This is a genomic window from Candidatus Thiothrix putei (assembly GCA_029972225.1).
Classification (GTDB): domain Bacteria; phylum Pseudomonadota; class Gammaproteobacteria; order Thiotrichales; family Thiotrichaceae; genus Thiothrix; species Thiothrix putei.
Genome location: CP124756.1, coordinates 1,835,411 through 1,851,722 on the forward strand (window position 1 = coordinate 1,835,411; position 16,312 = coordinate 1,851,722).

Below are 16,312 nucleotides of genomic sequence, written 5' to 3' on the forward strand. Positions count from 1 at the left end.
GTATGGGTGAAATTTAGCAAAAGTTACGGTAAAACTGAAAAAGCTCAGGTTTCGTTGGTCAAATTGAGTAAAAAATCGGCTGAATATGCGGCGTTCGGTCAATGCTGAAAATTGAGCAACTCAGTTTGTCGGATTTTGCAAGTCGCTCAAAAAATTCCTGTGGGTCATGTTGAAGCTGGCTTACGCACCTACAATAAATGGGCTCCTTACCCAGAAGAATGTAATCGCAGGATGCTAAGTGCTGTTGCAGACTATCACTTCACACCTACCAGCACAGCAACACAGGCATTACGAAAAGAAGGGATTAGCGAGGGAATTTTCCAAGTAGGTAACACTGTTATTGATAGCTTACTAGGCATACATAATAGCATTCAGCAAAATCTAAACCAGTATAACGCTCAATACGCCTTCCTACCATCTCATCCCAAATCAATCATTCTGGTTACAGGACATCGCCGTGAAAGCTTTGGGGAAGGCTTCCAAGCTATCTGCCAAGCCCTATTAAAAATAGCCAAACAGCATCCTGAAAAGTATTTGCTTTACCCCGTACACCTCAACCCTAATGTTCGTGCTACCGTTAATGCGCTACTAGCTGGATATGACAATATTAAGCTGATTGATCCCGTACCTTATGATGAAATGGTCTACCTGATGAGTCGAGCTTGGTTAATCATGACCGATTCAGGAGGGATTCAAGAAGAAGCTCCCAGCTTGAATAAGCCTGTTATTGTCATGCGGGAAACGACTGAACGTCCTGAAGGTATTGCGTCTGGCTGCTCAGTTTTAGGAGGTATTAGTGCCGAAAGCATTTATCAAAACTTTTGCAGAATAAATGATTCTGAAATCATTTATCGTCAAATGGCAGCAGCTTTAACTCCCTATGGAAATGGAAAATCATCGTTGAAGATAGCTTCAATCTTAAAAAACAGCTTAGTCACTGATAAAGTGAAAAAAAATCCTCCAAACAACCAACAATGATTATTTATTATCTATTATTTATAATTCCTGCGCTGATATTTATTGGCAAGCCTAATATTATAACTAAAAAACATGCTGATTACTTGTTTTTTTCTATTATTGCGATATTCTTAATTGGCTATCGCAGTGGAACAGGTGGTGATTGGGGGAATTATTTTCATCAATTTAAAAAAATTGGTGAAAATACATTATTTCAATATATTTTCGACAACACTAAGAATAGTCATGAGTTTGCTTTCGATACCCTGTTTTGGCTAGGATATAACTATGCTGACTTTTATTTAGTCATGACCGTATTTGCAGCCTTTTCTTTTTATGCTCTCTATTATTTTGCCAAAAATCAGCCTTATTTCTGGCTAACGGTTGCGATTGCCGTACCGTTTTTTGTTGTGATCATGGTGATGGGCTATACCCGCCAAGGCTTAGCATTGTCTGTACTCATGATCGCGATTGGCTATCTAGCTAAAGGCAAACCCATTTATTATTTATTAGGGGTAATTATCGCTACAGGATTTCATAACTCAGCTATTGTTTTTTCCGTACTCGCTATTCCTAGTTTTTTCAAAATGAATAAATACCGCAGTATCGGGCTAATGATAATATTTCCAGCAGCATTAATAGGCAGTAGTTTTGTAGAGGAATATTTTTCTACTAAAGTACAGAATTACATTGTAGAGGCAGGTTATAAAGGTAGTTATATGTCCTCCAGTGGGGCATTCATCCGTATTCTCATTAATGCAGCAGCAGGCAGTGCCTTTTTTCTCTATCGTAAACAATGGCAACAGATATTTCCTCATGATTATTACATATGGCAACTGTTAAGCATTGCTACCTTGGCTTCCATTCCACTTATGTTTTTAGCATCATCCACTTCGGCTGATCGCATGGCTCTTTACCTATTAATGGTACAAATGGCAATATGGCCTCGTGTGATCTACATGAGCAAACCTCAAAATCGTCAATTGTTGATGTTCGGCAGTATTGCTGCCTATGGCAGTATCCTAGCAATTTGGCTGAATTATGCAGACAATGTTTGGATGTGGCGTAAACGGTCATTCTAGCCCGTCGTTGATATCCGCAAACAAATCCGAGCGCAATGGCTTATCCGCAAACCGTTGTTTCCAACATCTTGGCGTAAGGTCTTGCACCTGAGAAGCGGGATGCTCACTAACGCGCAACAGAACATCCATCAGATAGACATACGGGTTAATGTCATGCAGGCGGCAGGTGGTGATCAGGCTTTGGATGATGCCCACGTGTTCCGCGCCGAGTTCTGTCCAGCAGAACAACCAGTTTTTCCTGCCCATGGGGATGGGCCGCAGGGCGCGTTCGATGTGGTTGGTATCCATTGGCACGTCGGGATCTTCCAGAAACACGCGCAGTTCGTGTTCGCGGCGGATGACATAACCAAGGGCTTTGGTCAGCGGGTTGGAGGGGACTAAATCGGTACGTTGTAATTGGGTTTGGCACCATTCAAAGAACTGGTCGACCAACGGCTTGCTGTGGGTGAGGCGGTAGGTACGTTTGGCTTCCCCGTCGAGTTTTTTCTCGTTAATCTGGGCTTCGTGCTGATAGAGTGCCGCGATAGTGTCAAGGGCTTGGCGTACTGCTTGTGGTTCAGCGGTTTCGGCGGCAATGAAGGTGCGACGGCTGTGTACCCAGCATTGGGCATGGGTAATCTTGTCATTGGCGTTGACGTAACTGGCATAAGCACGGTAACCGTCGCTGAGCAGTGTGCCGCTGAACTGTTGGCGAAGAGTCTTTTCAATGTGTTGCCGCCCACGGCTGGCGGAGAAGGTGAAGACGATTTCGTCCTGATCCCCGTACAGCGGCCAGAAGTAGCCTTGCTTCATCTTGCCGTTGCCTGCGGGGCTGGCTTTGATGGGGGTTTCGTCCATCGCCAGCAGCTTGCTTTGCAGTACACTGGCGAGTTGCGCTTCGGCAATGGGTTTGAGCAGGTCGATGGCACGTTTCACCGCATTGGTCAGCGTCGTGCGGCTGAGGGTGATCCCCGCTTGGGTCAGGCGTTGGTGCTGGCGGTACAACGGCAGGTGGTACTGGAACTTGTCCACCAACATCCCCACCAAAAAGCTGACATCGGTGACACTACGTTCCAGCACGTTGGCGGGTGCAGGGCTGGGAAGTGGTGGGTTGCTGAGCGAAGCCGAAGCACTGCCCTTACGTTTGATGACCGGGCGCTCGTATTGCAGGATGAGGTAGCTGGCAGGGCGTTGCGCCACCCGATGGGTCACCTGGGTGCCGATCACCTCATACTGGTCAGCCTCTTCCCCCTGAAGTTCCGGCGGGGTGAGGTGAATCACCTTGACCGGGACATCGGCGGTAAAGCGTAACCCGCTGTCATTCACGCAGTCATCCGGGCGCAGCTTGGGGGCTTTACCGCGTTGGTAGGTGACGGTAATGCTTTCACCCTCGGGTGCGGCAACCGGGGTGGCGGCGGGGGCAAACAACGGCAACTGCGCCACCGGTATCTCAACCGGACGCTTTTCCGATTTGCTGCCAAAGACCTGTTGCCTGAACCACACCAGTTGGCGTTTTAATTCAGAAACTGCCTGTTGCAGGACGGCATTGTCTGCACGTAACCCCGCATTTTCCTCACGCAACGCCAGCATTTCCGCCACAATCGGCGGCATGGGAACGCTGGTGTCAGACGGGGTGGATGGCTTTAAAATCATGGGCTTATTGTACCAGAATGTGGCTGCACAGGATACTGGTAACGCTTGAATTGTCTGGATTTTTGCACCTCAATGCCCGCCAAAATCAACTGCAAATCCGTCCGGGTCAGTTCGCGCTGCCCGCTGGTTGTCGGCTGCACCCGGTATTGGCCCTGCTCCAGGCGTTGGCTCCATAAGCAATAGCCGCTGGGTTCAAAATAGAGGATCTTCATCTGGGTTTTACGTAGGTTCACAAACACGAAATAATGCCCACTCAGGGGATTTTGCCCTAACTGGTTTTTCACCAAAGCGGTCAGCCCCGTAAAGCTTTTGCGCATGTCGGTGGCTTGGGTGCATAGCCAGATGCGGGCGGTGGCTGCGGGGGCAAACATCAGCGTTGGCTCAGGCGTAGTTCAACACCATTCCCCAAACTCAGCACAATGTGCCAGCCTTGCCCCAGCGCGGCATGACCCGCCGATAATGCTCCCAAGTCGATGAAGGTATTGGCGGGAACGGCTGGTTCCTCCACGCCATCTGCGGAGCGTAGACGCTGCCGCCATTGGCAAAAACTGGCGTAACCGATACTGTGCTGTTCACAAAATGCCGGGGCGGATAAGCCGCTGGCTTGCCATTGGCTAATGAGGGTTTGCCATTCGCTGGCACGGCGGTGAGGGCGTTTCATTGAGGTTTCCTTCGGTTGTTCAGGTTGGAAACCAGTTTAGGACGTGGAAATCGCGAGGGCTAGACGTGCTGAAATGGTCGCTTACTTTGGATGTGGCTACCTTACCGCCATCATCTGCTGGGAACGCTGTAAATTGCCAGTTTTCTCTAAAAAACGCGGCAAGCGCCTGCTATTTCTGACCAAGTACGACCAAACAGGAGCCAGCAGCCGTTACCGTACCTACCAATACCTACCACACCTCACGAGTATTGATTATAGTGTTTCTCCCCTGTTGACAGGCCAATACCTGCAACAACGCTTTACCCAAAGCCGTTTGGCACAACTGTGGTTTATTGCCAAGGCTTATGCAGCTAGGTGCTGGTGTATCCTACAAGCACCGCGCCATTACGACTTGCTATTTATCGAATACGAATTATTGCCTTATTTTCCTGCATGGCTAGAACGCTACCTGCACTGGCGTAAAATCCCTTATATTGTTGATTACGATGACGCACTCTTCCACCAATACGACCATCACCGTAATCCGGTTATTCGTCAGCTATTAGGTAACAAAATCGCTACCGTAATGCGCCTTTCCCAGCATGTGATTGCCGGAAACCGTTACTTGGCAGAATACGCCCATAACGCTGGAGCAAAATGCGTTAGTATTATTCCCACGGTGATTGACCTTGAACACTACCGAAAAGCGGCTGATTACCCCAAAGCTGAAGTATTCACTATCGTTTGGATTGGTTCACCCAGCACTACCCCTTATTTGAAGGAAGTCCTACCAGCCCTGCAAACACTCAGCCAACACTACCCGCTACGCTTACGTCTGATTGGTGCGGGCGATATAGACATGCCGGGTATTACCGTGGAACGGCTTGCATGGCAACAAGACAAAGAAGTTGAATACATCAGCCAATGCCACGTCGGCATCATGCCATTGCCTGACACCCCTTGGACACGCGGGAAATGTGGCTTCAAACTGATCCAATACATGGCTTGTGGCTTGCCTATCATAGCTTCTCCTGTAGGGATTAATGCTGAAATCATTGAGTCTGGTAAGAATGGTTTTTTAGCGTCAAATCATAAAGATTGGATAACTGCCATCGAGAAGTTTTTAAAACATCCAAAATCAGCAAGTGATATGGGGGAAACAGGGCTTAAAAAAATCATACAGAAATATTGCTTAAAGAAAACCCAGAAAAAGTTCGCTACATTAATTCGATGCAAACTGGAAAAATATGAATAAAGAAATGATTTATCACTTTCATTCGATAAAAATCTGTGAAATGTGTGGAGCAGATACAAACAAACACAAACTGATAGGTCAACGTTTGAATAGTTCACAAGGCATGAAGCCTAAAAGAAAACTGGGTATTTCTGTTTCAGTCATGCAATGCTCGAATTGTGGATTAATTTATTCATCTCCTCAACCCATACCCAACAACATTCAAGATCACTATGGCATTCCTCCCGAAAACTATTGGAAAAAGGAGCAATTTACCCATGATAAAAACTATTTTAAAACAGAAATTGAAAATGTCAAAAGTTTACTAAGTTTAACTTCCAAAGTTAAGCCAACAGCCCTTGATATTGGCGCTGGTCTTGGTAACGCCATGCTATCTCTAAAATCCGCAGGAATGGATGTCTATGGGCTAGAACCATCCATTCCATTTTATGAGCGCGCTATTTCTATTATGGGAATTCCAAATTCTCGATTAAAACTAGGTGCTGTCGAAGATATAGAGTATGAAGAGAATTTTTTCGATTTTATTACCTTTGGAGCAGTATTTGAACACATATATCAACCAAGTCTAGCACTGAAAAAAGCTTTGGCATGGCTTAAGCCGGGTGGAATCATACACATTGAAGTGCCTTCAGCAGATTATTTAATTCAGACACTGATTGATAAATACTTCAGGTTAGTTGGCACTAATTACACAACCCACATCAGTCCAATGCACCAACCCTACCACCTTTATGAGTTCAGATTAAAATCCTTTCAGGAATTGGGTAAAAACCTGAGCTTCACGATAGCTAAGCACCAATACTATGTCTGCCCAATTTCCCCTCCTGTGCCAAAAATGCTTCATCCATTGCTTAGACGCTATATGGCTGCAACCAGCACCGGTGCTCAACTTGCTGTTTACCTAAGAAAAAAAGATTAATGTGCGGTTTAACCGGATTTTACGCCATCACCCCATTCCCAGAAGCCACCGCCCAACGCATGGCTGCTGCCTTGCACCACCGTGGTCCCGATGATGCAGGCATTTGGTCAGACTCAGGCATCACGCTGGCACACCGTCGCCTTGCGATCCTCGACCTCAGCCCCACTGGGCATCAACCCATGCACGCCAATAATGGGCGTTACGTCATCGTTTTCAACGGCGAAATCTACAACCACCTTGAACTACGCCAACAACTCCCCACGCTTAACTGGCGCGGCACATCCGACACTGAAACCCTGCTTGCCTGCATTGAACACTGGGGCATCGAACGCACGCTACAACGTACCATCGGTATGTTTGCCATCGCTCTTTGGGACAGAGAACAACAACACCTCACCCTCGCCCGCGACCGCATGGGTGAAAAGCCGCTGTATTACGGCTGGCAAGGCAATACCTTTCTGTTTGGGTCGGAGTTGAAGGCACTGAAAGCGCATCCGGCGTTTCGTAACGAGGTCGATCGCGGCGCGTTGGCATTATTGTTACGGCATAACTATGTGCCGACACCCTATTCGATCTACCAAGGCATTTACAAACTGCCATCCGGCACGTATCTGACCTTGAACCCGGCACACACAGGGAAGTTACCGCAACCTATCCCTTATTGGTCATTACATAGCGCCATACAACGCGCCCAACAAAACCCCTTTGCAGGTACGGAACAAGAAGCGATTGATACCTTAGAGCGCACCCTGCAACACGCCGTGCAACAGCAACAAATCGCTGATGTTCCGCTGGGTGCTTTCCTCTCTGGCGGTATTGACTCCAGCACCATCGTTGCCCTGATGCAAGCGAATGCTTCCCGCCCCGTGAACACCTTCACCATCGGTACTGCCAGTCACAGCCATAACGAAGCGGAACATGCCAAGGCCGTCGCACGGCATCTGGGAACGCACCATACCGAACTCTACGTAAGCAGTGAGGATGCACTGGCACTAATACCACGCCTCCCCACCCTGTATGACGAACCGTTTGCCGACTCCTCCCAAATCCCCACTTTTTTAGTGGCGCAACTGGCACGCCAACACGTCACGGTTGCCTTGTCCGGTGATGGCGGGGATGAGCTGTTTGGTGGTTACAACCGCTATTTTTGGGCTGAACGCATCTGGAACCGTTTGGCATGGCTACCGGCATCCGTGCGTCACCGTCTGGGTCAAGGTATCCAACACATTCCCATTGCCCATTGGGATCGTATCAACCATGCCGCCCGTACTGTGCTGCCCAGACAGCTACGCACCGCCCAATTAGGTGAGAAAATGCACAAAATGGCGGAACGTCTGGGAACAGTACACGATCTGGATGAACTCTATTACAGCCTAATCAGCGAATGGAAACACCCCTCAGAACTGGTAAGAAATTCCGTAGAACCGCCCACCTTGCTGACATCCCCCCACCAATGGCCACCCCTCACTGACAGCCGTGAACGCATGATGTATCTCGACAGCATGACCTATTTACCGGATGACATCCTCGTCAAGGTAGACCGTGCAGCAATGGGCAACAGCCTAGAAACCCGTGTGCCATTGCTTGACCATCGGGTGGTGGAGCTGGCGTGGCGTTTGCCCATGCACCTGAAAATCCGTGACGGACAAGGCAAATGGCTATTGCGCCAAGTACTGTACCGCCATGTTCCCCCCGCTTTGATCGAACGCCCCAAAATGGGTTTTGCCATCCCGATGGATGATTGGCTACGCGGCCCACTGCGTGACTGGGCAGAACACTTACTGGATGAACAACGCTTGCAACAACAAGGGTATTTCAACCCTGAACCTATCCGCCGCCGCTGGCAACAACACTTGGGCAATGCTTGCAACGGGGCTTATTCGTTGTGGAGTGTGTTGATGTTTCAGGCGTGGTTAGACCACAACTAAACCGCTAGAACAGGAGGGCAATGCCATGCGTATTGCAGTCATTTCCAATACCACGTGGTATCTCTATAACTTTCGTCTCAGCCACATGCTGGCTTATCAGCAGGCAGGGCATGAAGTCATCGCTATCGGCCCTGATGAGCCGCATTACATCAGCAAGATTGAAGCCGCTGGCATCCCGCACCATGTTTTTAATGTTTCGGGGGATGGCATTAACCCCGTGCGCGAATTGCAGTCGTTGTGGTCGTTGGTCAAAACGCTGAAACGGTTGCGTATTCAGGTGATTTTGAGCAACACCCCTAAAGGCAATATTTATGCTGCCGTTGCCGCCCGCTTGTTGGGGATTGCCATTATTCCCAATGTTTCTGGATTGGGGCATGTGTTTATTCATCCTTCTTGGCTTACCCATCTGGTTAAACTCTTTTACCGCATTGCGTTTGCCTACCCGCAGCATGTGATGTTCCAAAACCGTGATGACCACGATTTTTTTATACAGCAACGCCTGATCCGCCCACAACAAGCCAAGTTGATTCCAGGATCAGGCATTGACTTACTGCGTTTTATCCCCCCTGCATCAACCACAGAGCAGGGTAGCAAGGAAACGTCGGATAAATCCCTCACCTTTTTGCTGCCTGCCCGCTTATTGTGGGATAAGGGGGTCGGGGAATTTGTAGAAGCGGCGCGGCACATTCGGCAACGCTACCCACAGATGCGCTTCCAACTGTTAGGGTCAACCGATATTGCCAACCCCGCCGCTATCCCGCAGGCAACAGTGAAGCAGTGGCATCAGGAAGGGGTGGTGGAGTATCTGGGCAAAACGGACAACGTGATACCTTTTATCCAGCAGGCAGATTGTGTCGTTCTGCCATCCTATCGGGAAGGCACTCCCCGCAGTCTGTTGGAAGCCTCTTCGATGGGCAAGCCAATTATCACCACCAACACCGTGGGATGCCGCAATGTGGTCGAAGAGGGTATCACGGGCTACTTGTGCCGCTTACAAGATGCCAATGATCTGGCGCAAAAGATGCTACAACTGCTGTCATTGGGTACAGAACAACGCTTACAGATGGGCTTGGCGGGACGGCGTAAAATGGAACGTGAATTCGATGAAAAAATCGTCATTGATACCTATCTGCAAACCATTCGTGATAAAACATACCGATTACGCAAACGTGATTTCATTATGAATGGTTTGAAAAAACTAACGTTCTACACCAAATGATCTTAAACGTTCTACACTAAATGATCTGGCTCAATATGCGTTTCAGGGTCTTATCCCAACAGCAGCGAAAGCAAGGACTGTAAGGCAGCTTGCCCCCGTTTCCTGATGTTGTGAAGAGACTCGAAGAATGCAAGGTAACACGGTAGCTTTTCTTGTGAGATCCCCCGATGAGGTCGTAACCATGAGCGTAACAGTGACCAAAAACCTTCCATCGTATTGACGTGGACTTCATGGAAACCGTCACCATCTTCGTCACGGGCATATTCGCCTGCGCCATGGTTGACGGTTTTGTGGGCATAGCCCCATTCTTCCAATCGGCTGTAAATGTTGTACTCATCGGTGTAGACCAGCGTGCCTGCTGCCACCGTTTCCACAATCAACGGCTTGATCGTCGTCTGTTTCACATTCGCCAGCATACGGATCACGACCTCCCCGGAACGCTGGATCATGCCGAAAATGGGTGGTTTGTCCTTTTCCAGTGTCCCACGCCCCGGCGCACCTTTCAGGGCGCGGCGGCGACCTTCACGCCCAGCATCCGCGACGGCTTCGGGGTTTCCCTTGTGTCCAGCCTTGACATAAACCTCATCAAATTCAACATTCCCAAACAGGTTTACTGGCGTTTTTTTCTCGACACCACGCCGTAACTGTTCCGTCATCGCCTGAACATCATCCTTGTTCAACCCCAATTCGCGGGCGATTTGTTGGTTGGACAGGTTCAACGACATCAGGTACAGGCACAACACCCACACCTTCAGCGGCTGGTGGTGGCCTTCAAACACCGTGCCCGTCAGGTCATCAAAACGCTTTTGGCAATCCTTACACTGGTAACGCTGGCGTTCCTGCTGGGTGTCATCCTTGCCTCGACGGATAGTGTCCTGTGAACCGCAGTGCGGACAAATCACCCCATTAGGCCAACGCACGGAACGGACTTGCTCGAAACAGGCGGCATCACTGGTCAGGCTGGAAATACTGATGAGCGAGGTCATAAAGCCTCTCCTTGGCTATCGGAAATGACTAACTTTACCGCTATCCATCACGTTTGCAATGCCGGGGAAAACAAGACCCTGAAACGCATATTGAGCCATGATCTTATAGGAGGATATATCCCATGACATGCCATAACCCCTTGAGCAAAGTAGTGCTTACCTTATCCTTAGCTGGCAGTTTGTTCTGCTCATCGGCAGTGTATGCGGCGGAAGATTTGCACCAGCCTGCCTTTAACGTGGCGCAGCAAGTGCTGGAGTGCATTGCTAAAGAATATGCCTATGGTAATCAAGTCCCACAATTCCTTGCGGATATTGTACAAAACAAGATAGCGGAACATGGCACAGCCGCGAAGCTCACACTAGAACGGCTGGCAACACGGGTAGGGCGGGGTACATTGAACAATGTCCCCCATTTGCCGCCAGCATTGGCAGCATGGGCAGCCAAAGAAGCCGCCCATATTAATCGGGAAGGTGCGGAAATCATTATTGAAACCCGTAGCGATGTAGACTCCTGCACAGCTCCAGGGCTGTATGTGCCCGGTGGTGTAGCGGGTGTCGGTGCTGGGGCACTTGGCACAGTCGGCACTATCAACATGACCTATGTGTTAATCGGTGGCGCATTGGTTACAGCCGGGGTTTTGGGTGGTGCTAGTAATGGCAGTAGCAGCGGGGATACGGGTGGTAATATCAGTCCATAACACAGCACGGTATTGTTTATAATGAAAAACCTCCCACAAAATAACGGGGTTCAGCCAAGGCAGGCATTGGCTGCCCAACCATCGCAGCCTGTTGCTTTTTCCACCTTACTGGCTGATGCTGCGGGACAAGATGACGCTGGCGGCATTGACCTGCGTGCCATCTGGTTAACGCTGAAACGCCACAAAATCACCATCCTGCTGGTGTTCTTGAGCGTTTTTATCATCAATGCCTTGGGCGCATTAGGCAAAACTCCCATTTATCAAGCGACTATCACGCTAGAACTTCGCCCAGAAGAACAGCGGGTGTTGAATTTCGGGGTCGAAGCCCAAGGGATGGCCGATTACATGGCGGCCTCGCTGTTTTACCAAACCCAGTATGAATTGCTGAGAAGCCGGACACTGGCTGAGCAAGTCATTGACAGAATGGGGCTGGAAAGCCGCTTTGCACAGGCAAACGCCCCAGTTATTCCTGTCGCCCAGCCTTTTTATGCCGAAACCTTAGCCGCTGTGAAACAAACGCTGCGTTCATGGCGGGATGCGTTGCTACCGACAACGCCAGACGAGCCAAAGAATGCTGAGGTTGTCAATAACACAGAAAGCGAGGGGGAAACCGAAAATCCGGCAGTTTCCCGTTTCATGGGAAGCCGGAAGATTGAGCCTGTTGAGGAGTCACAAGTCGTCACGGTGACATACGACGATGCTGACCCCAAGTTGGCGGCAGCGATTGCCAATGGGATTGCTGACACTTATATCAACATGAGTCTGGAACGGCGCACGGCTTCTACCCGCCATGCGGAAAAATTCCTGCAAGAGCAATTGGTTCAAGCCAAAAGCAAACTCGAAACGGCTGAAACTGAACTCGTACAATACGCAGAAAAGAAAGCCATCTATAATCTTGGCGACAAGCAACCCTTGATCGCCCAACAGCTTAACAGTGCCAACGAAGCCTTGATGGAAGCCCGCAAAGAGCGCATTGCGGCTGAAAGCGCCTACCAACAAGCCCAGCTCAGCAGTGTGCAAACCAAGGCACAGACCAACCCCGCGCTTGATGCCCTCAAGCAATCCCTTACCAAATTGCAAGTTGAGTATCAGGAAAAGTCCGGTATTTACGATGATGGCTACCCGGTCATGCAGGAACTGCGTAACCAGATGACCCTGCTGGAAAACAATATCCAGCAGGAAATCCAGTCAGAAACCCAAGTTGCCAGCACCACACTCAAAGCCAATTATCTGGCTGCAAAGCAAAAAGAAGACCAACTCCAAGCCGATGTCAAACAATACAAGGTCGACTTGCTCAGCAACCAAAACAGCGGGATCGGTTACAACACCTTGCAGCGTGAAGTGGAAATCAGCCGGGGGCTGTATGAGGCACTGCTGCAACGGGTCAAGGAGGTCAGCGTGGCAGGGCTTGCCACCACCAGCAATGTGGCGGTCGTGGATTCCGCGTTAATCCCCTCCTCCCCTTACAAACCGGACACCCGCAAGGACTTGTTAAGCGGAGCTTTGCTGGGGTTAGTCTTGGGGATCGCGGTGGCTTTTCTATGGGAATACTTGGATGACCGGGTGAAAGTGTTCGAGGAACTGGAACGCCACGTCGGCAACGTGCCATTATTGGGGATACTGCCTGCTCTGCACCGTAAGCAACTGGATGGGCACAACTATGCACTGTTGACTCAACAAAAACCCGCGTCCGCTGTCGCTGAAGCCAGCCGTTCCCTGTGTACCAACTTGATGCTGGCTACCCGTTCTGGTATGCCACGCCTCCTGAATATTACCAGTACCGAAGCAGCAGAGGGGAAAACAGCAACCGCCATCAATCTCGCCACAGCCTTTGCCCAGACGGGGAAACGGGTGCTATTGATAGACGCTGACTTACGCAAACCGACCATCCACAAACACTTAAAGATAGCGAATATTAAGGGCTTTTCCCACTACCTGATTGGGCAGGAAAACTTGCAGTCGTTAATCCAACCCTGCCTATTAGATGGGGTGGAAGTCATTACCGCAGGCCCTCCAGCCCCTAACCCTGTGGAATTGCTGCATAGCCTCCGTATGGCAGAGTTAAGGGCGTTTGCCTATGCGCCTGCTTGCCCGTTTGATGTGATTATTCTTGACTCACCCCCAGTATTGGGCTTGGCAGATGCACTCATCATAGGGCATAACACCCAAGCCACCCTGATGGTCGTGGCGACCAAACAAGTACGGATGCGTAACCTCAAAACGGCTATCAATCGCTTGAATCAGGCACAAGCCAATGTCATTGGGATTACCATGAGTAAAAATCCCCAAGATTCGCATGATAGCTATCACTACCATTATGGCGATGCGGCATCACTGCCTCCAAAAGAAACAGTCAGCCGGTGATTTCCCCCACCTTGTTGCTGCGCCGCCTGCTACTGGTGCTGCTAGTGGGAACTGCCTTGGTAATCAGCGCCAGCTACCGTACTGCCAAGGTCGGGCCGGAAGATTACCCCGATTCCGGTCGCCCACTCGCGCACAGTGGTATCGGTTGGCAAACACTCGATGCTCAGGACTGGTTGCAACGGGCACAACAAGCGGAAGTCAGCGGCGATTTGGCACAAGCACAAACCTTCGCACACAACGCGCTGGCCGTGGATGTCAGCAGCGGCAAGGCGATAGTGCGCCTTGCCAACCTTGCCAACCGTCAGGGGCAAATCCAACAAGCCCAAGCATTAGCGACCTATGCAGGGCAATTGGCAAAGGCACAAGACACGACACAAGTATACCTTGCTGCATTCTGGGGCAGCGTGGGGAATCTGCCTAAGCAACTGGCGGCGCTGGATGTGCTGATGACCCGCGATGGCTCCATGCAAGCCGCCTTTTTCCCTGTATTGCACGGGTGGTGGCTGAATGCCGCTACCACCCGCCCCTTATTTACCCCCCTGATGGCGAAACCGCCCGCGTGGTGGCCTGCTTTTTTCAGCCATATCTTGCAAGACTCGCAGACCCCGCCTGATGCTCTGGCAGCGTTATACCAGCAGCCATTAGTGGGCGGGTATCGCTTGCCGGAAACCCAAACGGCCCAATATATTCACTACCTGACCCAGCGGCAGCAATGGCGTGAAGCGCGGGAAGTGTGGCTGGAAAATCTGCCCGCAGACTACACGCCATTCAAGGGGTTGGTGTATGACGGGGGATTTGAAGGGGAGCGGCACAATACCGGCTTCGACTGGTTTTTTATCCCGCACGAATTGCTCAGCATCAAACAGCAGGCAACGTTTGATACGCAAGGCGAGCACTCATTGCGTCTGATCTTGCGGGATGCCACACACCTTAACGTCCAGCACGTATGGCAGCGGCTGGTATTACCCCCTGGGCAATACACTTGGCGTTTCCGTTACCGCATTGACCGGATGAGTACCCTCAAAGGCTTGCAATGGCGGATACGCTGTGTAGCTGATGAGCAGCGGGTATTAGCAGAATCTGCTGTGTTACGCGATGTCACCCCGTGGAAGGCTTTGCAGGCTACCGTCAAGATTCCGGCGGATTGCCCGGTGCAATTATTGCGCCTCGAAGCCAGTAGCCCCCGTTTGCATGAGCAGGTGTTTGCTGGGGATATTTGGTTTGATGCGGTGGAGATCAGCCCTGATGCGCCTTAATGCCCTGTTTGGTGTGAGTCTTGCTCTGTTGTGTTTTGCGCCGCTGATGCGCAGTGGGCGGCTAATGTCTGCCCTGTTGGTGCTGGAACTGTTGGGCGGGCTGCTGTTGCTGCTGGCATTGTGGACACCTGCACCGCCGCGCCGTATCCCCTTGCTGCTGAAGGTGTTGCTGGTGAGCATGGTGCTGCTGCCATTGGTGTATTTGCTACCGATTCCGGCAGAGTGGTGGCGGCAATTGCCGGGGCGGGCGTTATACGCGCAAAGTCTGGATATTTTGGAACAGGCGGGCAAGTCGCCTTACCTTACCCTGTCGTTGCTGCCACAACGCACGCTGTCGTCGTTGCTGGCACTGTTGCCGGTGTTGGGGATGCTGTTGGCGGTCTTGCTATTGCCGGTGCAGCGGGTGAAATGGCTGGTGTATGCGTTCCTGTTGATGGCGGTGGTGCAGGCGTTGCTGGGGCTGTTCCAGTATGGCACTGGGGCGGCATGGGCATTCAGCGGGGGGGTGGAAGCCGCCCGTTATCTGGCAGTGGGGACGTATGCCAACTCCGACCATTTTGCCGCGTTGATGGTGATGGCGTTGCCGATGGCGTTGGCGTTGACCGCGTATTATGCCCAGTCTGGCGACCCTAGGCGGGAAGGAGGCTTGAGTCGGTTGTCAGGTATGCACCGTGCGGGGGCTTACTTTTTATTGGGGCTATTGCTGCTGTTGGCGGGGGTGTTTGCGCGTTCCCGTACCGGGGTTGTGCTGGTGATGTTGGCTATCTTGCTGTTGGCGGGGGTGTTTTCTCGGCATTTGGGTGGGCGGCGTTCGGTTGGCATCGGTACCGTAACGCTGGTGGTTGCTGGCGCGGTGGCGGCAGATATTGGGCTAATCCCGGTACTCAACCGCTTTGCTGTTGACCCGTTAACCGATGTGCGGTGGCATACCTTTGCCGTCACTTGGCAGGCGATCCGTGAATTTTTCCCGCTGGGTAGTGGCCCTGGCACGTTTCAGGCGGTGTTTTTAGGGTTTCAACCACCAGATTTGCCGCAGTTTATTAACCATGTGCATAACGATTATCTGGAATGGCTGTTTGAAACCGGGATGCTGGGTGTAGTGTTGTTGTCACTGGCGCTACTGGTGTATGGCTATGGCTGGTGGCGACTGCGTGGGCGGGCGTGGGATGCCTTCCGCTTTATGCAAACGGCGGCAGGCTTGGGCGTATTGCTGCTGATGCTGCATGGTTTGCTGGATTTTGTGTTCCACACACCTGCCAATGCGGTGTTTTTCGCATTTTTGTCAGGGGTATTTTTGCACTTGGGCGGGGCAGATTGTGCCGTAACCAACAGATCAACTAAACTCAATGGTTGACAATACATTTCTCATTAATAAC

The 16,312-nt window shown here is 50.8% G+C and carries 14 protein-coding genes; 10 read left to right on the top strand and 4 right to left on the bottom strand.

The genetic code is table 11. From position 1 onward, the window contains the following. Positions 1-135: 135 nt before the first annotated feature. Both wecB and QJT81_09470 read left to right on the top strand, forming a co-directional pair. Positions 136-978, top strand: coding sequence for a UDP-N-acetylglucosamine 2-epimerase (non-hydrolyzing) (gene wecB, locus QJT81_09465; protein ID WGZ96180.1), 843 nt, complete (start codon positions 136-138; stop codon positions 976-978). Continuing rightward, a complete protein-coding gene (locus QJT81_09470; GenBank protein ID WGZ96181.1) occupies positions 975-2,039 on the top strand; it encodes an EpsG family protein in 1,065 nt (354 codons plus the stop codon). The genes wecB and QJT81_09470 overlap by 4 nt, the downstream gene beginning before the upstream one ends. On the opposite strand, the gene QJT81_09475 is transcribed toward QJT81_09470, so the two are convergent. The 3 genes from QJT81_09475 to QJT81_09485 are packed head-to-tail and all read right to left on the bottom strand — an operon-like array spanning position 2,031 to position 4,332. Continuing rightward, positions 2,031-3,671 carry an IS66 family transposase gene (locus QJT81_09475; GenBank protein WGZ96182.1) on the bottom strand — a complete coding sequence of 547 codons (1,641 nt, stop codon included), beginning with the start codon at positions 3,669-3,671 and terminating at the stop codon, positions 2,031-2,033. The two genes, QJT81_09470 and QJT81_09475, sit on opposite strands and share 9 nt — an antisense overlap. Continuing rightward, positions 3,668-4,042, bottom strand: a complete 375-nt coding sequence (tnpB, locus tag QJT81_09480; protein ID WGZ96183.1) for an IS66 family insertion sequence element accessory protein TnpB — start codon at positions 4,040-4,042, stop codon at positions 3,668-3,670. The genes QJT81_09475 and tnpB overlap by 4 nt, the downstream gene beginning before the upstream one ends. Continuing rightward, positions 4,042-4,332, bottom strand: a complete 291-nt coding sequence (locus QJT81_09485) for an IS66 family insertion sequence element accessory protein TnpB (GenBank protein ID WGZ96184.1) — start codon at positions 4,330-4,332, stop codon at positions 4,042-4,044. The genes tnpB and QJT81_09485 overlap by 1 nt, the downstream gene beginning before the upstream one ends. A gap of 43 nt (positions 4,333-4,375) precedes the next feature. Here QJT81_09485 and QJT81_09490 point away from each other — a divergent pair, with 43 nt between their 5' ends. Genes QJT81_09490 through QJT81_09505 form a run of 4 tightly spaced genes read left to right on the top strand, consistent with a single transcriptional unit; the run spans position 4,376 to position 9,632 of the window. Further along, the gene (locus QJT81_09490; protein ID WGZ96185.1) at positions 4,376-5,566 is read left to right on the top strand and encodes a glycosyltransferase family 4 protein; all 1,191 of its coding nucleotides are present in this window, start codon (positions 4,376-4,378) and stop codon (positions 5,564-5,566) included. Then, positions 5,559-6,485 (top strand): methyltransferase domain-containing protein, encoded by a 927-nt coding sequence (locus tag QJT81_09495; protein ID WGZ96186.1) that lies wholly within the window; start codon positions 5,559-5,561, stop codon positions 6,483-6,485. Before QJT81_09490 ends, QJT81_09495 begins: the two co-directional genes overlap by 8 nt. Further along, positions 6,485-8,413 (top strand): asparagine synthase (glutamine-hydrolyzing), encoded by a 1,929-nt coding sequence (gene asnB, locus QJT81_09500; GenBank protein ID WGZ96187.1) that lies wholly within the window; start codon positions 6,485-6,487, stop codon positions 8,411-8,413. Before QJT81_09495 ends, asnB begins: the two co-directional genes overlap by 1 nt. A 25-nt stretch (positions 8,414-8,438) precedes the next feature. After that, positions 8,439-9,632 (top strand): glycosyltransferase family 4 protein, encoded by a 1,194-nt coding sequence (locus QJT81_09505; protein WGZ96188.1) that lies wholly within the window; start codon positions 8,439-8,441, stop codon positions 9,630-9,632. Between the two features lie 50 nt (positions 9,633-9,682). Here QJT81_09505 and QJT81_09510 read toward each other — a convergent pair whose 3' ends face one another. Next, positions 9,683-10,618, bottom strand: coding sequence for an IS1595 family transposase (locus QJT81_09510; GenBank protein WGZ96189.1), 936 nt, complete (start codon positions 10,616-10,618; stop codon positions 9,683-9,685). A 122-nt stretch (positions 10,619-10,740) separates the two neighbouring features. Here QJT81_09510 and QJT81_09515 point away from each other — a divergent pair, with 122 nt between their 5' ends. Genes QJT81_09515 through QJT81_09530 form a run of 4 tightly spaced genes read left to right on the top strand, consistent with a single transcriptional unit; the run spans position 10,741 to position 16,290 of the window. After that, positions 10,741-11,316, top strand: coding sequence for a hypothetical protein (locus tag QJT81_09515; GenBank protein ID WGZ96190.1), 576 nt, complete (start codon positions 10,741-10,743; stop codon positions 11,314-11,316). 21 nt (positions 11,317-11,337) lie between these two features. Next, on the top strand, positions 11,338-13,680 hold the full coding sequence (locus QJT81_09520) for a polysaccharide biosynthesis tyrosine autokinase (GenBank protein ID WGZ96191.1): 2,343 nt from the start codon (positions 11,338-11,340) through the stop codon (positions 13,678-13,680). Continuing rightward, positions 13,677-14,936 carry a hypothetical protein gene (locus tag QJT81_09525; protein WGZ96192.1) on the top strand — a complete coding sequence of 420 codons (1,260 nt, stop codon included), beginning with the start codon at positions 13,677-13,679 and terminating at the stop codon, positions 14,934-14,936. Before QJT81_09520 ends, QJT81_09525 begins: the two co-directional genes overlap by 4 nt. Next, a complete protein-coding gene (locus QJT81_09530) occupies positions 14,926-16,290 on the top strand; it encodes an O-antigen ligase family protein (GenBank protein ID WGZ96193.1) in 1,365 nt (454 codons plus the stop codon). The genes QJT81_09525 and QJT81_09530 overlap by 11 nt, the downstream gene beginning before the upstream one ends. Positions 16,291-16,312: the final 22 nt, after the last annotated feature.